This is a genomic window from Streptomyces sp. NPDC030798 (genome assembly GCF_055572275.1).
This window is the reverse complement of sequence record NZ_JBVIDR010000006.1, coordinates 276,248-292,431: the sequence shown is the minus strand read 5'-3', so window position 1 is coordinate 292,431 and position 16,184 is coordinate 276,248. Positions and strand designations below refer to the sequence as shown.

The following is a 16,184-nucleotide window of genomic DNA, read 5'->3' as shown; positions in this document are numbered from 1 at the left end:
GTCCCTGTGCCGTCCGGGCGCTCAGGGCCGTGCTGACTCAAGCGAGGTCGTCTTCGACTGGCTGCAAGAGACACTCCGGTCAGGCTGAGGCCGCCGGTCGCCGCGGTGCCGTGCCCCTCAGGCGTAGAAGCGGCTCAGGCTCTGCAGCACCGCCGCCGGCTTGGCGCCGCCCTCGATCTCGATCGTGCCGTCGACGGTGATCTGCACCCCGCCGGGCACGTCCTCGGCCTCCGCCAGCCTGCCGGCCAGGCGGATGCGGGAGCCGACCTTCACCGGCGAGGGGAAACGCACCTTGTTCAGGCCGTAGTTGACCTTCGTGGTCACGCCCTGCACGTCCAGCAGTTCGGTGAACAGGGGGATGAAGAGGGAGAGGGTGAGACAGCCGTGGGCGATGGGGGCGCCGAAGGGACCCCCGGCCGCCTTCTCGGGGTCCACGTGGATCCACTGGTGGTCCCCGGTGGCGTCGGCGAACGTGTCGATGCGCTCCTGGGTGACCTCGATCCACTCGCTGGTGCCGAGGTCTGCGCCGGCCAGCTTCTTCAGTTCGTCGAGGCCGTTCACGGTGATGCTCATGGGGTTCCTTACCTGTTGCCGTACCGGGTGCGGACCCGGGACTTGAGCAGCTTTCCGGAGGCGGTGCGCGGGAGTTCGTCCGCGAGCACCACCGACTTGGGGATCTTGTACTTGGCGAGGCGGCCGGCCAGGGAGGCGAGCACCTCGTCGGGGTCGAGGGCGACGCCCTCGCGGGGGACGACCACCGCGCGCGGCACCTCGCCCCACTTGTCGTCGGGTACGCCGATGACCGCGCACTCCACGATGTCGGGGTGGGTGAGGAGCAGGTCCTCGATCTCGGCGGGGTAGACGTTCTCCCCACCGGAGATGATCATGTCCTTGACGCGGTCGACGATGACGACGTACCCGTCCTCGTCGACCCGGGCCGCGTCCCCGCTGCGGAACCAGCCGTCGGCGAAGGAGGCGGCCGTCTCCTCGGGCAGCCCCCAGTAGCCGGGCATGACGTGGGGGCCGCGGACCACGACCTCGCCGGTCTCGCCGACGTCGACCGGGCTCAGGTCCGGCCGGACCACCCGTACGTCGCTGAAGAAGTGCGGCACGCCCGCCGTTCCGGCCTTGCTCACCGCGTGCTCGGCGTCCAGGAACAGCGTCCCGGGTGCCGCCTCCGTCATGCCGTAGCCCTGGAGGAAGGTCAGCCCGCGCCGCTGGTAGGCGGCGATCAGCGGGGTCGGCACCGGGGAGCCGCCGCAGGTGAGGATCCGCAGCGAGGACAGGTCGGCGTCGCCCCACCGCGGATGCCGGGCCACCTGGTCGAACATCGTCGGCACCCCGAACATGAAGGTGATCCGGTGCCGTTCGATCAGGTCGAAGGTGGCCGCCGGGTCGAAGGCCTCGGCCAGGACGCAGGTGCCGCCCTTGAGCAGAACCGGCAGCGCCAGCATGTTCAGGCCCGCGGTGTGGAACAACGGGGCGGACACCAGGGCGCGTTCGTCGGCGATCAGATCGGTGTCGACGAGGACGTTGATCGCGTTCCAGGTGATGTTGCCGTGGGTGAGCATCGCGCCCTTGGAGCGGCCGGTCGTCCCCGAGGTGTACATGATGATGCAGGTGTCCTCGGGGGTGACCGGGTTGTCGACCGGCTCGTCGGACGCCGACGCCAGCGCCGCCTCGTACTCGGCGCCGGTCTCGAGGTAGGTACGGACGTCGGTGTGGCCGGGCAGTCCGCCGACGGTGCCGGCGTGCGCGGGGCTGTGGACGAGGGCCTTGGCGCCGGAGTCGGCCAGCTGGTAGGCGATCTCGGGGCCCGCCAGGCGGGTGTTGAGCGGCACGAAGACCGCGCCGAGCGTACCGGCGGCGAACAGGGTCTCCAGGTAGGAGGGGTGGTTCGGGCCGAGGTAGGCGATGCGGTCGCCGCGCCGTACGCCCCGCGCGTGCAGGACGTGGGCCAGGCGGGTGGTGCGGTCGTGCAACTCGGCGTAGGTGCGTGCGCTGTCGCCGTGGATCAGGGCGGTGCGGTGCGGGGTCTTGCGGGCCCGGCGTGCGGGCCACGACCCCAGTCCCTCGTTGCGCATGTCACGCCCCTTACGGTTTCGTCAGCCCGAGCAGGCGGGCGGCGTTCTCCTTGAGGATCTTCGGCCTCACCTCGTCCTTGACCGGCAGCTTCGCGAAGTCGGCGAGCCAGCGGTCGGGGGTGAGGACGGGGAAGTCGGAGCCGAAGAGGACCTTGTCCTTCAGCAGCGTGTTGGCGTACTGCACGAGCTGCGGCGGGAAGTACTTCGGCGACCAGCCGGACAGGTCGATGTGCACGCCCGGCTTGTGGGTGGCGACGGCGAGGGCCTCGTCCTGCCAGGGGAAGGACGGGTGCGCCAGGATGATCTTCAGGTGCGGGAAGTCGGCGGCCACGTCGTCCATGTGCAGCGGGTTGGAGTACTTCAGCCGGATCCCGCCCCCGCCGGGCACGCCGGCGCCGATGCCGGTCTGCCCGGTGTGGAACAGCGCGATGGTGCCGGTCTCCTCGATCACCTCGTACAGGCCGTAGGCCACCGAGCGGTCGTTGGGGAAGAAGCCCTGGATGCTCGGGTGGAACTTGAAGCCCTTCACTCCGTACTCCTCGACCAGGCGGCGGGCCTGCCGGATGCCCGCCCTGCCACGGAAGGGGTCGATGGAGGCGAAGGGGATCAGCACGTCGGCGTTGGCGGCGGCCGCCTCGGCGACCTCCTCGTTGGGGACGGGCGGGGTGCCGGTCGCCGACTCGGCGTCGACCGTGAAGATCACGGCAGCCATGTTCCGCTCGCGGTAGTGGACGGCGGTCTCCTCCAGGGTCGGCTTGCGCTTGCCCTCGACCTTGAAGTAGGCGGAGGAGGCGTCGTGCAGGTCGTCGTGCAGGGAGGAGTGGCCCTGGGAGGAGACCTCCGCGTGGGTGTGGACGTCGATGGCGACCAGTTTGCCGAGGTCCATCACGCCTCCGGGATCTTCGGGGCCGGGATGCCGACCGTCTGGGGCTCGGCGCCGACCGAGGTGTGCCAGGCGTCGGCCAGGGCCTCGGGGCTCCAGCCGCCGTCCGCGTACGCCGTCCGGATCTCCTGCGGATGCGACCAGAGTGCCACCTTGTCGCCGCCGATGCCGATCGCCTGACCGGTGATGCCGCGCGCGGCCTCGGAGGCGAGGAAGGGCACGAGGGCGGCGCAGTCCTCGGGGGTGCCGAAGCCCTCCCCCTTGCGCAGGAAGCCGGGGAGCGGCTCGCCGTTCCTCATCGCCTCGACGTAGGGGGCGAAGGCGGGGATCGTCTCGGTCATGGCGGTGGCGGCGACCGGCACGATGGCGTTGACGGTGATGTGGGCGCGGCCCAGCTCCATCGACCAGGTGCGGGCCATGGCGGCGATGCCGGCCTTGGCGGCGGCGTAGTTGGTCTGTCCGAAGTTGCCGCGCTGGCCGGCCGGGGAGCCGACCAGGATCAGGGTGCCGCCCTCGCCCTGCTCGCGCATGCGGACGGCGGCGGCGCGGGCGCAGGTGAAGGTGCCCTTGAGATGGGTGGTGAGCACCGCGTCGAAGTCGTCGTCGGTCATCTTCCACAGCACCTTGTCGCGCAGGATGCCGGCGTTGGTCACCAGGATGTCGAGCCTGCCGAACTCCTCGACGGCGCGGGCGACCAGCCGGTCGGCGGCCTCGGTGGTGCCGACCGGGACCACCTCGGCGACGGCGGTGCCGCCTTCCTCGGTGATGGTCTTCACGGCCTGCTCGGCCACGACCGCGTCGACGTCGTTGACGACCACCGAGGCGCCGTGGGCGGCGAGAGCGCGGGCGTAGGCCAGGCCGAGACCACGGCCGCTGCCGGTGACGACGGCGGCCTTGCCGGTGAGATCGATGGGGGGCACGTGCGGGTCCCTTCGGACGGGGGACGGGGGAACGACCGAGATCGAAGCTAAGAGCAATAATTGTTGTCGTCAATAGTTGTTGCAAACCTCGGGATGCGGCATGCTGGGCCTCAGCAGACGAAGAATCCGAGACAGGGAGCCCGCCATCACCCCCCGGCACACGAACGACCCGGCAGCCGTCGATCTGGACGACGAGCCGTGGATGCGCGCCCTGCACGCGGACACCGGCTATCTGCTGTACCGCCTGGGCCTGCGCTCCGGACAGCTGTTCAACGCGTTCCTGCAGGAGTCCGGGCTGCGGCTGCGCCACTACGCGGTGCTGCGGTTCCTGGCCGGCTGCGAGGGGGCCCTGCAGCGGGAGCTGAGCACCCGGCTCGGCTACGACCCGAGCGCGATCGTGGGCCTGGTCGACGATCTGGAGAAGCTCGGCCTCACCGAGCGGCGCCCGTCCCCCGACGACCGCCGCAGCAAGATCGTCGTCCTCACCGAGGACGGGCGCGCGTTCCTGCGCGGCACGGACGAGGCGGGCCGACGGGTCACCAACGACCTGCTGGACCCCCTCGACCCGGCGGAGCGCGAGACGCTGCACGCCCTGCTGCTGAGGGTCGCCGACCGGCCATGACCGCCGAGCCGCTCCGGTCCGCCCGCTCCGCGCCCGACCGGCTGCTGGCCGTGCTCGCCGCGTTCGACCACGAGCATCCGGCGCTGTGCCTGACGGACATCAGCCGCCGGGCCGGGCTCAGCCTGACCACCGCGCACCGGCTGGTGAACGCGCTGACCGCGTGGGGCGCGCTGGAGCGGGACGGCGACGGCGCCTACCACGTGGGGCTGCGCCTGTGGGAGGTGGCGGCGCTCGCCCCGCGCGGTCTGGCGCTGCGGCAGATCGCGCTGCCGTACCTGGAGGACCTGTACGAGGCGACCCACGAGAATGTGCAGCTCGCGGTGCGCGACGGTGGGGAGGTCGTCTACATCGAGTGGCTGTCGGGCCGTTCGGCGGTCGGCGTGCAGATCCGCGTCGGCGCCCGCTGGCCCCTGCACGCCACCGGCGTCGGCCTGGCCCTGCTGGCCCACGGCGACCCCGGTTTCCAGCAGGCCTACTGCGCCGGCCCGCTCGCCTCCTTCACCCCCTGCACGATCACCGATCCGGCCCGTCTGCGCCGCACCCTGGCGGAAGTTCGGCGCACGGGCGCCGCCGTGAGCGACCGCCAGATCACCGAGGACGCCCTCTCGGTGGCGTCCGCGATACGGGGCCCGTCCGGCGAGGTCGTCGCGGCGGTGTCCGTGGTGGTCCCCCACGAGACCGCCCGGACACCGGCCCTGATCCCGGCGGTCCGCCTGGCGGCCCGGGGCATCTCCCGGGCCCTGGGCTGGAGCCCGGACGGCACGGACTCCTCCCAGGGCGCCGAGGGCCTGAACAGGGGGTCGTAGGGCTCGTCCTCCGGCGTGAAGAGGAGCACGAAGTCCCTGCCGATGCCGAGCGCCACCTCACGCGGGCGGCCCAGGACACACGGAACCCTGCGCCCCGAAGTCCCCGCGCCATGGAGCTGCGGCGCGGGGACGGACGAGGGCCGTGTCGGACGGGGGGTCAGCAGTTGCCCGGGTCCGGGCGGCCGGCGAAGCGGGCGTCGAGCCAGGAGATGACGTCGGAGATCGACTGGGCGTCGCCGGTGAGGTGGTCGCCCGCGTAGGAGGTCCAGCGGGTGCTGATGCCGGCGGCGCAGTAGGCGCGGCGGGTGGCGCTCGCGGTCGCCGCCGGGATCACCTCGTCCAGCAGGCCGCGGTACTGCAGGACCGGGAAGCCGATCCGGTACCGGGCGCCCGAACCGGGGGTGCCCACGTCCACGCCGAGCTTGTTGGCCTCCACCACGTCGCTCCAGCTGGTGCCGTCCGGTGCGCGCAGCGCGTAGAGCTGGTCGAGGGTCAGCCCGTCCTTGGTGTACTGCTCGATCCGTGCGCCCGCGAACCGGCCGACCGTGCCCGTCGCGCACAGCGACTCGGCGTCCTTGACGGCCTGGTGCCCGCTGTCGTTGAGAAGGCTGTCGAAGGGCACGTCCGGGTGGGTGCCGGACAGGCCGATCACCGCGTCCATCAGAAACCCGGCGAAGAACTTCCCGTCGAGGTTGTCGGCGACCTGCTTGAGGTCGGCCGGTATGCCGCCGGAGGCCGAGCCGACGACGTGGAGCTCGGGGGCGTACGCGTGCGCGAGCTGGGCCGCCCACAGGCTGCCGGCGCCGCCCTCGGAGTAGCCCCAGATGCCGACCTCGGTGTCCGGCCCGAGCCCGCTGCCCGGCACGCCGAACGCGGCCCGCACCATGTCGAGGGTCGCGTGTCCCGCCTCGGCGCCGGCGACGTAGGGGTGGACCTGCCCGTCCAGGTACCCCTGACCGTCGGTGGCGGCGACGGCGTACCCGGCCTTGAGCAGCGCCGCGATGTTGGGCCCCTCGTAGGCGTCCTGGTACTGGCCCGCGAGCTGCTTGGAGAACGCGCACTGCGGCCCGATCCCGAGTGTGCCGGGCACGAAGGCGACGGCCGGCCGCCGGCCGGGCCCGGTCCACGGGGCGCGCGGCACGACGACCGTGCCGGCCACCGCGACCGCCCGGCCGCGCCCGTCGGTCGAGCCGTACTGCACCTTCCACGCGTCGAGCGGGGTGTCGAAGCCCACCATCGGGAGTGCGTCGAGGTGGCGGCAGGCCAGGACGGTGCCCGGGGCGGCGGTGGGGTGGTCCGCAGACCGGTAGATGTCGGCGTCGGCCGCGGAGCACGAGGCGGAGGTGCCGGCGTCGGCGGCGGCGGCCGGCACCGCGAACAACCCGCCGAGCAGGGCGGCGACGGCGAGCAGGACTCCTCTGCGGGGCCCGCGTGGGGAGGTGTGCTTGCTGGACCTGGAAGACGTCACGTCGGAACGTCCCTTCTGTGGGGTGAAGAGGTACGTGAAGCCGAGCAGGCCGTGAGGTTACGGATCCGTAGGTAAGCGCTGGTAGTTAAAGGACGACGAACCGACGGGCCCCGGGCTGCGCTCCGGTGACTAGCGCCGCTTCCCGCCGGGAAACGCCCGATCGGCGGCCGTGGTCGGCGAACTCCCGCCCCGCCGCGCAACCGAACACGGCTCGTACACCGTCTCCCAGGAACATGATCACGCCCATGCCGTCCGGCCCGCGCCCGCCGGAGCCCTGGACCCGTCAGCTGCTCGACTTCGCCTGGACCAACACCCGCGCCTGCGCGTTCGCGATCGCGCTGCTGTCCGGGGTCGCCGCCTCGGCCTCCCTGCCGCGGCTGCCGGTGGCCCGCTACGACCTGCTCGTCGTCTACGGCGTCCTGCTGACGCTCCTGTTCTGGCTGCGTGGCTGGGAGGACGGCCGGGACGTCGCCGTCATCTCCGCCTGCCATGTCATCGGCCTGGCCTTCGAACTGGTGAAGGTCTCACAGGGCTCGTGGAGCTATCCGGAGCCGGCCGTGCTGAAGTTCGCGGGCGTGCCTCTCTACGGCGGGTTCCTCTATGCGGCGGTGGGCAGTTACGTCTGCCGGGCCTGGCGGCTGTTCGACCTGGAGCTGGTCCGTTACCGGCCGCGCGCGACCGCGGTGGTGGCCGTCGCCGTCTACGTCAACTTCTTCAGCCACCACTGGCTGCCCGACGCCCGCTGGCCGCTCGCCGCCCTCCTCCTGGCCGTGACCGCGGGCACCAGCGTGCGCTATACCGTGCGGGGCGTGCGCCGCCGCATGCCGCTGGCGCTGTCCTTCACCCTGATCGGGTTCTTCCTCTGGCTGGCGGAGAACCTCGCGACCTACGTCGGCGCCTGGCGGTACCCGAACCAGCTGCACGGCTGGGAGCCCGTGGGCGTCGCCAAGTTCGGCGCCTGGGCGCTGCTCATCAGCGTCACCTTCGTCCTCGCGGCGATCGGCCGGACGAAGTCGCGGACCGGCACCCCACCCGGCTTCACAGGGTGAACCGTCCGGCGGACAGCCGACTTTCCTTGTTTTAACTCTTGACGACCGCAGGAGCGGAGAGGACATTGACCACACCTCCTGAGAGCGCTCTCAGTCGCTGTCGTGGAGCACCCGCGCACCCCCACTCCGTACCCGAGAGGCCTCCCCATGAGCGCATCCTCCGGCATACCCAGAACCCGTCCGCTGCGGCGCGCGCTGCTCGCCGCCGTCGCCACGTTCGGCCTGGCCGTCACCGCCGCCACGGCCGCCACCGGATCCGCGAACGCCTCGGCGCCGACGCCGCCGTCGGGCTGGACCCAGGTCTTCGCCGACGACTTCAACGGCGCGGCCGGCACCGGCGTCAACACGAACGACTGGCAGTACGACACCGGGACCTCCTACCCCGGCGGCGCCGGCAACTGGGGCACCGGCGAGGTGGAGACGATGACGTCGAGCACCAGCAACGTCGCCCTGGACGGCAACGGCAACCTGCTCATCACCCCGCGCCGCGACGCGTCCGGCAACTGGACCTCCGGGCGCATCGAGACCAGGCGCACCGACTTCCAGCCCCCGGCCGGCGGCAAGTTGCGCGTACAGGCGCGGATCCAGATGCCCAACGTCACCGGCGCGGCCGCCAAGGGTTACTGGCCGGCGTTCTGGATGCTGGGCGCGCCGTTCCGCGGCAACTACTGGAACTGGCCGAGCATCGGCGAGCTGGACATCATGGAGAACGTGCAGGGCCTGAACACCGACTGGGCCACGATGCACTGCGGCACCAACCCGGGCGGTCCCTGCAACGAGACCTCGGGCATCGGCAACTCGACCTCCTGCGCGGGCACGACCTGCCAGGCCGGCTTCCACACCTACGCGATGGAGTGGGACCGCTCCACCAGCCCCGAGGAGATCCGCTTCTACCTCGACGGCGTCAACTTCCACACGGTGAGGGCGAACCAGGTTGACGCGACGACGTGGGCGAACGCGACGAACCACGGCTACTTCCTCATCCTGAACGTGGCGATGGGCGGCGGCTTCCCGGACGCCTTCGGCGGCGGCCCGGACAGCGGCACCGAGCCGGGCCATCCCCTGACCGTGGACTACGTGCAGGTGCTGCAGTCCGGCGGGGGCGGCGGCACCACTCCCCCGCCGTCCGGCAACCGGGACGCCTACAGCCCCATCCAGGCGGAGTCCTACGACAGCCAGTCCGGCGTGAGCACGGAGAGCACCACGGACACCGGCGGCGGGCAGGACGTGGGCTCCCTGGCCAACGGTGACTGGGCGCTGTACAAGGGCGTGAACTTCGGCTCCTCGGCGGCCACCCAGTTCTACGCCCGGGTGGCGAGCGGGGCCGCGAACGGGGTGAGCGGGCTGGTCGAGGTGCGCCTGGACAGCCGGAGCAACGCACCCGTCGGGAGTTTCGCGGTGGCCGGCACCGGCGGCTGGCAGTCCTGGCGGACGGTCCCGGCGAACATCGGCGCGGTGACCGGCACGCACGATGTGTATCTGACGTTCACCAGCGGCCAGCCGGCCGACTTCGTGAACGTGAACTGGTTCGACTTCGGTCACTGACCGCCCCCGCGGGCGGGTCGGCTCAGCTCCGCCCGGAAGGCCACCGGCGTCGAACCGGTGTGCAGATGAAAGAACTTGGAGAAGTTCGCCGCGTCGGGGAAGCCCACGGCCGCCCCGACGCGGCCGATCGGCATGTCCGTGTGCGCGAGGAGGCGTTTGGCCTCCAGGACGACCCGCTTGTCGATGAAGCCCTTCGGTGTCTCCCCGGTGGCCGCGCGGACGGCGCGCACGAGGGTGCGGCGGGAGTAACCGAGCGCGTCGGCGTAGGCGCTGACGCTGTGCTGGGTGGCGAAGCCCTGCTCCACCGCCTCCCGGAAGCGGGTGAAGGTGGTGTCCGTCCGGTGCCGGGAGGCCTCGGCGGAGCTGGCCGCGAGGTGGGCGAGGCGCAGCAGGAACGCGGTCAGGGTGTGCCTCAGGACGGCCGTGTGCAGGCTGAGCGGGAGCGTCGTCGTGTCCTCGTACTCGCGGCGCAGTTGCTCCAGGGCGGCCCGCAGCGCGGCGAGTTGGGCCGGGCCGGGGTGCAGCAGCGGGGGCAGGTCGTAGCGGTACAGGCCGGTGGCCTCGACGGTGGCGCGGGGCAGGAAGCCGGGCTGCATGGTCAGGACGGTTCCGCGGTACTCGGTGTCCCGGGAGAAGCGGTGGACCTGTCCGGGGCGGATCCACAGCAGGTCGCCGGCCGTGGCCTCGTACTCGGTGAAGTCGATCATGTGCCGTACGGGGCCGTCGGTGAAGAGCATGACCACGTGGAAGTCGATGCGGTGGACGCGGTGCAGGGGAGCGTCGGCGTGCCAGGTGCCGCCGGTGCCCATGGGGCCGATCTGCAGGCCGACACCGCCGACGGCCAGCTCGACCGGGAAGGGGAAGGTTCTGATCCCGTCACCGTCGGATTGCTGCGTTACGTCCGCCATGTCTGCCTCGTGCCGTCCCTGTCGCGCGATCGCTGTCCCAGATTCACCACAGACTGGCACACCGCGACCTTCCGCCGAAAAAGTCAGACTTTTAAGTTTGAACGCGTCCGGCCAGCAGATTCGCAGGGAACGAGGACTTCTTGACGATGAGCACGCACACATCCGACGGCTTCGAGTGGACCGACCTGGACCGGCGTGCCGTGGACACCGCCCGGCTGCTCGCGGCCGACGCCGTGCAGAAGGTGGGCAACGGCCATCCGGGCACCGCGATGAGTCTGGCCCCGGCCGCGTACACGATCTTTCAGAAGGTGATGCGGCACGACCCGGCCGACCCGGAGTGGACCGGCCGCGACCGCTTCGTCCTCTCCCCCGGCCACACCTCGCTGACCCTCTACACCCAGCTCTTCCTCGCCGGGTACGAGCTGGAGCTGGACGACCTGAAGGCGTTCCGGACGCACGGCTCCAAGACCCCGGGTCACCCCGAGTACGGGCACACCGCCGGCGTGGAGACGACCACCGGCCCGCTCGGCCAGGGCGTCGCCAACGCGGTCGGCATGGCGATGGCCGCCCGGTACGAGCGCGGGCTGTTCGACCCGGAGGCGCCCGAGGGCACCTCCCCCTTCGACCACACCGTCTGGGCGATCGTCTCCGACGGCGACCTGCAGGAGGGCGTCTCCGCCGAGGCCTCCTCCCTGGCCGGCCACCAGAAGCTCGGCAACCTGGTCTTCCTCTACGACGACAACCACATCTCCATCGAGGGCGACACCGCGACGGCGTTCTCCGAGGACGTGCTGAAGCGGTACGAGGCCTACGGCTGGCACACCCAGCGGATCGAGCCCACCGCCGACGGCGACATCGACGTACCCGCCCTGTACGCGGCGCTGAGGGCCGCGCAGGCCGAGACCGCGCGGCCGTCGATCATCGCGATGCGGACGATCATCGCCTGGCCCGCGCCGAACGCCCGCAACACCGAGGCCTCGCACGGCTCCGCGCTCGGCGAGGCGGAGGTCGCCGCCACCAAGCGCCTGCTCGGCTTCGACCCGGAGCAGTCCTTCGAGGTGCCCCACGCGGTGCTGGAGCACACCCGCCGGGCCCTGGACCGGGGCGCCGAGGCGCACGCGGCCTGGGACAAGCGGATCGCCGAGTGGCGCACCGCCCGGCCGGAGCGGGCCGAGCTGTTCGACCGCGTCAGCAAGGGCGAGCTGCCCGAGGGCTGGGAGAAGAGCATCCCCGTCTTCGAGGAGGGGAGGTCCGTCGCCACCCGGGCCGCGTCCGGCAAGGTGCTGCAGGCCCTCGGCCCGGTGATCCCCGAGCTGTGGGGCGGCTCCGCCGACCTGGCCGGCTCCAACAACACCACGATCGACAAGGACAGCTCCTTCCTGCCCGAGGGCAACCCGCTGCCCGGGGCCGACCCGTACGGCCGCACCGTCCACTTCGGCATCCGCGAGTTCTCGATGGCCGCCGAGATGAACGGCGTCGCCCTGCACGGCAACACCCGGATCTACGGCGGCACCTTCCTGGTCTTCTCCGACTACATGCGCAACGCCGTCCGGATGTCGGCGCTGATGCAGCTGCCGGTGACGTACGTGTGGACGCACGACTCCATCGGCCTGGGCGAGGACGGCCCCACCCACCAGCCCGTCGAGCACCTGGCCTCGCTGCGCGCGATCCCGGGCCTGAACGTCGTCCGCCCGGCGGACGCCAACGAGACCGCCGTGGTGTGGGCCGAGATCCTGAAGAGGCACGCCACCGCCCCTGCCCCGCACGGGCTCGCGCTGACCCGCCAGGGCGTGCCGGTGTACGCGCCCCACCCGGACGCGGCCAAGGGCGGCTACGTCCTGCGCGAGTCCTCGACCGGGACCCCGGAGGTGATCATCATCGCGACCGGTTCCGAGGTGCACCTGGCCGTCGCCGCCCGGGAGCAGCTCGAGGCCGGGGGGATCGGCACGCGGGTGGTGTCGATGCCGTCCGTGGAGTGGTTCGAGGAGCAGCCGCGCGCCTACCGCGAGCGCGTGCTGCCGCCGGCCGTGCGGGCCCGGGTGGCCGTCGAGGCCGGTATCGGTCTGACCTGGCACCGGTTCGTCGGGGACGCAGGTCGGATTGTCTCTCTCGAACACTTCGGCGCCTCCGCCGATGCGGCCACACTGTTCGCCGAGTTCGGCTTCACCCCCGAGAACGTCGCCGCCGCTGCCCGCGACTCGCTGGCCGCGGTGGGCGCCTGACACCGACGCGATGGGAAAGATGATCACTGTGACGGAACCAATCGGGACCCCGGGAGCCCTCAAGCGCCTGGCGGACGAGGGTGTGTCGATCTGGCTCGACGACCTGTCGCGCCGGCGGATCACCTCGGGCGGCCTGGCCGAGCTGGTGGCGAGCGGCGGTGTCGTCGGCGTCACCACCAACCCCTCGATCTTCCAGGCCGCCATCGGCTCGGGCGAGGGCTACGAGGAGCAGCTCACCGACCTCGCCGTAAGGGGTGTCACGGTCGAGGAGGCCGTGCGGATGATGACGACCGCGGACGTCCGTGCGGCCGCCGACGTCCTGCACGACGTGTACACCACCTCCGACGGCCGTGACGGCCGGGTCTCCATCGAGGTCGACCCCCGTCTCGCCCATGACACGCGGGCGACGGTCGCGGAGGCCCGGCAGCTCGCCTGGCTGGTGGACCGGCCCAACGTGATGATCAAGATCCCGGCCACCGAGGCGGGTCTGCCGGCGATCACCGAGGTCATCGGCCTGGGCATCAGCGTCAATGTGACGCTGATCTTCTCCCTCGACCGCTACCGCGCGGTGATGGACGCCTACCTGGCCGGTCTGGAGAAGGCCCGGGAGCGGGGCCTGGACCCGTCGGAGATCCACTCGGTGGCGTCGTTCTTCGTCTCCCGCGTCGACAGCGAGATCGACAAGCGGCTGACCGCCCTCGGCACCGACGAGGCCCTCGCGCTCAAGGGTCGGGCCGCCCTCGCCAACGCGCGCCTCGCCTACGAGGCGTACGAGGACGTCTTCGCCTCCGAGCGCTGGAGCGCGCTGGAGCGGGCGGGCGCGAACCGGCAGCGCCCGCTGTGGGCCTCCACCGGGGTGAAGGATCCCGCCTACAAGGACACGCTGTACGTGGACGAGCTGGTCGCCCCCGGCACCGTCAACACGATGCCGGAGGCCACGCTGCGGGCCACCGCCGACCACGGTGAGATCACCGGGGACACGGTGACCGGCGGCTACGACCGGGCCCGCGCGGACCTCGCGGCCGTGGAGCGGCTCGGCATCTCCTACGACGAGGTCGTCCAGCGGCTGGAGGACGAGGGCGTCGCCAAGTTCGAGACGGCCTGGCAGGAGCTGCTGGACGCCGTCGCGAAGTCCCTGGAGAGCAAGGGAGTCGATGCGTGATGACGAGCAAGGACGCCGAACGGGCGACGCCCCCCGTGGAAGAAGTGCGCGTCCCGGTGGAACCGGCCGCCGGGTGGCTGAACCCGCTGCGGGACGCCCGCGACCGCCGGCTGCCCCGCATCGCGGGCCCCTCCGGACTGGTCATCTTCGGTGTGACGGGTGACCTGTCCCGCAAGAAGCTGATGCCGGCCGTGTACGACCTGGCCAACCGCGGTCTGCTGCCGCCGGGCTTCTCGCTGGTCGGCTTCGCCCGCCGGGACTGGGAGGACCAGGACTTCGCGCAGGTCGTGCACGACGCGGTGCGCGAGCACGCCCGGACCCCGTTCCGCGAGGAGGTCTGGCAGCAGCTCGCCGAGGGCATGCGGTTCGTGCCCGGCGACTTCGACGACGACACCGCGTTCAAGCAGCTCAAGGACGCCGTCGAGGAGCTGGACGCCTCCCGGGGCACGGGCGGCAACTTCGCCTTCTACCTCTCGGTGCCGCCGAAGTTCTTCCCCAAGGTCGTCCAGCAGCTCAAGAAGCACGGCCTGGCCTCTCCGCCCGAGGGCTCCTGGCGGCGCGCGGTGATCGAGAAGCCGTTCGGCCACAACCTGGCCAGCGCCATCGAGCTGAACAAGATCGTGCACGAGGTGTTCGAGCCGGACCAGGTGTTCCGCATCGACCACTACCTCGGCAAGGAGACCGTCCAGAACATCCTGGCGCTGCGCTTCGCCAACCAGATGTACGAGCCGGTCTGGAACCGCAGTTACGTCGACCACGTGCAGATCACCATGGCCGAGGACATCGGCATCGGCGGCCGGGCCGGCTACTACGACGGCATCGGCGCCGCCCGTGACGTCATCCAGAACCACCTGCTGCAGCTCATGGCGCTCACCGCCATGGAGGAGCCGATCGCGTTCGACGCGGAAGCGCTGCTCACCGAGAAGCTGAAGGTGCTGAAGTCCGTGCGGCTGCCGGAAGACCTCGGTGACCACACCGTGCGCGGCCAGTACGCGGCCGGCTGGCAGGGCGGCGAGAAGGTGCCCGGCTACCTCCAGGAGGAGGGCATCAACGCCAAGTCGAAGACCGACACCTTCGCGGCGATCAAGCTGGGCATCGACAACCGCCGCTGGGCGGGCGTCCCGTTCTACCTGCGCACCGGCAAGCGGCTGGGCCGCCGGGTCACCGAGATCGCGGTGGTCTTCAAGCGCGCCCCGCACTCCCCGTTCGACTCCACGGCCACCGAGGAACTGGGCCAGAACGCCATCGTGATCCGGGTCCAGCCCGACGAGGGCATGACCGTGCGGTTCGGCTCCAAGGTGCCGGGCACCTCCATGGAGATCCGGGACGTGTCCATGGACTTCGCCTACGGCGAGTCGTTCACCGAGTCGAGCCCGGAGGCGTACGAGCGGCTCATCCTGGACGTGCTGCTCGGCGACGCCAACCTCTTCCCGCGGCACCAGGAGGTGGAGGAGTCCTGGAAGATCCTCGACCCGATCGAGGAGTACTGGGCGGCGCACGGCAGGCCCGCGCAGTACGCGTCGGGCAGCTGGGGACCGAGGGAAGCCGACGAGATGCTCGCACGAGACGGACGGAGCTGGCGCAGGCCATGAAGATCGACCTGACCGACACCACGGCAAGCAAGATCAACAAGGCGCTGGTGCAGGGCCGCCGCGCCATCGGCACCCCGGCCGTGGGCATGGTCCTGACGATGGTCATCGTCACGGACGAGGAGAACGCCTACGACTCGATCAAGGCCGCCGAGGAGGCCTCGCACGAGCACCCCTCGCGCACCCTGGTCGTCATCAAGCGGCAGGCCCGCACGCTGCGCGACCGCACCACCTCCCGCCTGGACGCGGAGGTGCGGGTCGGCTCCGAGGCCGGCACCGGCGAGACGATCGTGCTGCGCACCTACGGCGAGGTGTCCGACCACGCCGACTCGGTGGTCCTGCCGCTGCTGCTGCCGGACGCCCCGGTGGTGGTGTGGTGGCCGGTGGAGGCGCCCGACGCCCCGGCCAAGGACCCGCTCGGCGCCCTCGCCCAGCGCCGGATCACCGACCTGTACGCCGTGGAGCGGCCCCTGGAGGTCCTGGAGACCCGCGTGCGCAACTACGCGCCCGGGGACACCGACCTCGCCTGGACCCGGCTGACCCTGTGGCGGTCGATGCTGGCCGCGGCGCTGGACCAGGCCCGGGAGAAGGTGACGTCGGCGGCCGTGGAGGCCGAGGCGGACAACCCCAGCGCCGAGCTGCTCGCCCGCTGGCTCCAGGCCCGGCTGGGCGTCCCGGTGGACCGGGTGGTCACCGGCGGCCCGTTCGTCACGGCCGTACGGCTGGGCACCGCCCACGGCGAGGTCGTCGTCGACCGGCCGGCAGGGCCCCTGGCCACGCTGACCCTGCCGGGCCAGCCGCCGCGCACCCTCGCCCTGAAGGTCCGCCCCACCTCCGAACTCATCGCCGAGGAGCTGCGCCGCCTCGACGCCGACGAGATGTACGCCATCGCCCTCAAGGGCGAGGCCGCCAAGGAGAACGCCTGA

Annotated in this window: 14 protein-coding genes; 8 read left to right on the top strand and 6 right to left on the bottom strand. The window is 71.6% G+C overall.

The features are described 5' to 3' along the window. Positions 1-117 precede the first annotated feature (117 nt). The 4 genes from ACZ404_RS16570 to ACZ404_RS16555 are packed head-to-tail and all read right to left on the bottom strand — an operon-like array spanning position 118 to position 3,887. Complete coding sequence (locus ACZ404_RS16570) at positions 118-573, bottom strand: MaoC family dehydratase (protein ID WP_468440318.1); 456 nt, start codon at positions 571-573, stop codon at positions 118-120. Positions 574-581: 8 nt separating this feature from the next. Next, positions 582-2,084, bottom strand: a complete 1,503-nt coding sequence (locus ACZ404_RS16565; protein WP_468440316.1) for an acyl-CoA synthetase — start codon at positions 2,082-2,084, stop codon at positions 582-584. A 10-nt stretch (positions 2,085-2,094) separates the two neighbouring features. After that, complete coding sequence (locus ACZ404_RS16560) at positions 2,095-2,970, bottom strand: amidohydrolase family protein (protein ID WP_468440314.1); 876 nt, start codon at positions 2,968-2,970, stop codon at positions 2,095-2,097. After that, the gene (locus ACZ404_RS16555; protein WP_468440312.1) at positions 2,970-3,887 is read right to left on the bottom strand and encodes an SDR family NAD(P)-dependent oxidoreductase; all 918 of its coding nucleotides are present in this window, start codon (positions 3,885-3,887) and stop codon (positions 2,970-2,972) included. Before ACZ404_RS16555 ends, ACZ404_RS16560 begins: the two co-directional genes overlap by 1 nt. A 202-nt stretch (positions 3,888-4,089) precedes the next feature. Here ACZ404_RS16555 and ACZ404_RS16550 point away from each other — a divergent pair, with 202 nt between their 5' ends. Both ACZ404_RS16550 and ACZ404_RS16545 read left to right on the top strand, forming a co-directional pair. Further along, positions 4,090-4,509, top strand: coding sequence for a MarR family winged helix-turn-helix transcriptional regulator (locus ACZ404_RS16550; protein ID WP_468440597.1), 420 nt, complete (start codon positions 4,090-4,092; stop codon positions 4,507-4,509). Further along, on the top strand, positions 4,506-5,315 hold the full coding sequence (locus ACZ404_RS16545) for an IclR family transcriptional regulator (RefSeq protein WP_468440310.1): 810 nt from the start codon (positions 4,506-4,508) through the stop codon (positions 5,313-5,315). The genes ACZ404_RS16550 and ACZ404_RS16545 overlap by 4 nt, the downstream gene beginning before the upstream one ends. Before the next feature lie 157 nt (positions 5,316-5,472). Here the strand turns inward: ACZ404_RS16545 and ACZ404_RS16540 are convergent, their stop codons facing one another. Then, positions 5,473-6,726 carry a lipase family protein gene (locus tag ACZ404_RS16540; protein WP_468440595.1) on the bottom strand — a complete coding sequence of 418 codons (1,254 nt, stop codon included), beginning with the start codon at positions 6,724-6,726 and terminating at the stop codon, positions 5,473-5,475. A 302-nt stretch (positions 6,727-7,028) separates the two neighbouring features. Here ACZ404_RS16540 and ACZ404_RS16535 point away from each other — a divergent pair, with 302 nt between their 5' ends. Together ACZ404_RS16535 and ACZ404_RS16530 are read left to right on the top strand one after the other, a co-directional pair. Then, positions 7,029-7,832, top strand: a complete 804-nt coding sequence (locus ACZ404_RS16535; protein ID WP_468440308.1) for a DUF817 domain-containing protein — start codon at positions 7,029-7,031, stop codon at positions 7,830-7,832. Positions 7,833-7,979: 147 nt separating this feature from the next. Beyond that, on the top strand, positions 7,980-9,377 hold the full coding sequence (locus tag ACZ404_RS16530; RefSeq protein ID WP_468440306.1) for a glycoside hydrolase family 16 protein: 1,398 nt from the start codon (positions 7,980-7,982) through the stop codon (positions 9,375-9,377). Here ACZ404_RS16530 and ACZ404_RS16525 read toward each other — a convergent pair. Beyond that, the gene (locus tag ACZ404_RS16525) at positions 9,371-10,285 is read right to left on the bottom strand and encodes a helix-turn-helix domain-containing protein (protein WP_468440304.1); all 915 of its coding nucleotides are present in this window, start codon (positions 10,283-10,285) and stop codon (positions 9,371-9,373) included. The genes ACZ404_RS16530 and ACZ404_RS16525 overlap by 7 nt on opposite strands. 146 nt (positions 10,286-10,431) lie before the next feature. Between ACZ404_RS16525 and tkt the strand changes: the two genes are divergently transcribed. From tkt to opcA, 4 genes are read left to right on the top strand one after another with little or no spacing between them, the layout of a single operon-like run. Further along, entirely contained in the window at positions 10,432-12,507 is a 2,076-nt protein-coding gene (gene tkt / locus ACZ404_RS16520; protein ID WP_468440302.1) for a transketolase, read from the top strand. Between the two features lie 19 nt (positions 12,508-12,526). Continuing rightward, positions 12,527-13,669 carry a transaldolase gene (tal, locus tag ACZ404_RS16515; protein WP_468440301.1) on the top strand — a complete coding sequence of 381 codons (1,143 nt, stop codon included), beginning with the start codon at positions 12,527-12,529 and terminating at the stop codon, positions 13,667-13,669. Next, positions 13,669-15,261 carry a glucose-6-phosphate dehydrogenase gene (gene zwf, locus ACZ404_RS16510; RefSeq protein WP_468440298.1) on the top strand — a complete coding sequence of 531 codons (1,593 nt, stop codon included), beginning with the start codon at positions 13,669-13,671 and terminating at the stop codon, positions 15,259-15,261. The genes tal and zwf overlap by 1 nt, the downstream gene beginning before the upstream one ends. Then, complete coding sequence (opcA, locus tag ACZ404_RS16505) at positions 15,258-16,184, top strand: glucose-6-phosphate dehydrogenase assembly protein OpcA (protein WP_468440296.1); 927 nt, start codon at positions 15,258-15,260, stop codon at positions 16,182-16,184. Before zwf ends, opcA begins: the two co-directional genes overlap by 4 nt.

Excerpts from the sequence above, each read along its gene's own strand:
- ACZ404_RS16570 (WP_468440318.1), bottom strand. The coding sequence starts at position 573 with ATGAGCATCACCGTGAACGGCCTCGACGAACTGAAGAAGCTGGCCGGC.
- ACZ404_RS16565 (WP_468440316.1), bottom strand. The coding sequence starts at position 2,084 with ATGCGCAACGAGGGACTGGGGTCGTGGCCCGCACGCCGGGCCCGCAAG.
- ACZ404_RS16560 (WP_468440314.1), bottom strand. The coding sequence starts at position 2,970 with ATGGACCTCGGCAAACTGGTCGCCATCGACGTCCACACCCACGCGGAG.
- ACZ404_RS16550 (WP_468440597.1), top strand. The coding sequence starts at position 4,090 with ATGCGCGCCCTGCACGCGGACACCGGCTATCTGCTGTACCGCCTGGGC.
- ACZ404_RS16545 (WP_468440310.1), top strand. The coding sequence starts at position 4,506 with ATGACCGCCGAGCCGCTCCGGTCCGCCCGCTCCGCGCCCGACCGGCTG.
- ACZ404_RS16535 (WP_468440308.1), top strand. The coding sequence starts at position 7,029 with ATGCCGTCCGGCCCGCGCCCGCCGGAGCCCTGGACCCGTCAGCTGCTC.
- ACZ404_RS16530 (WP_468440306.1), top strand. The coding sequence starts at position 7,980 with ATGAGCGCATCCTCCGGCATACCCAGAACCCGTCCGCTGCGGCGCGCG.
- ACZ404_RS16525 (WP_468440304.1), bottom strand. The coding sequence starts at position 10,285 with ATGGCGGACGTAACGCAGCAATCCGACGGTGACGGGATCAGAACCTTC.
- tkt (WP_468440302.1), top strand. The coding sequence starts at position 10,432 with ATGAGCACGCACACATCCGACGGCTTCGAGTGGACCGACCTGGACCGG.
- tal (WP_468440301.1), top strand. The coding sequence starts at position 12,527 with ATGATCACTGTGACGGAACCAATCGGGACCCCGGGAGCCCTCAAGCGC.
- zwf (WP_468440298.1), top strand. The coding sequence starts at position 13,669 with ATGACGAGCAAGGACGCCGAACGGGCGACGCCCCCCGTGGAAGAAGTG.
- opcA (WP_468440296.1), top strand. The coding sequence starts at position 15,258 with ATGAAGATCGACCTGACCGACACCACGGCAAGCAAGATCAACAAGGCG.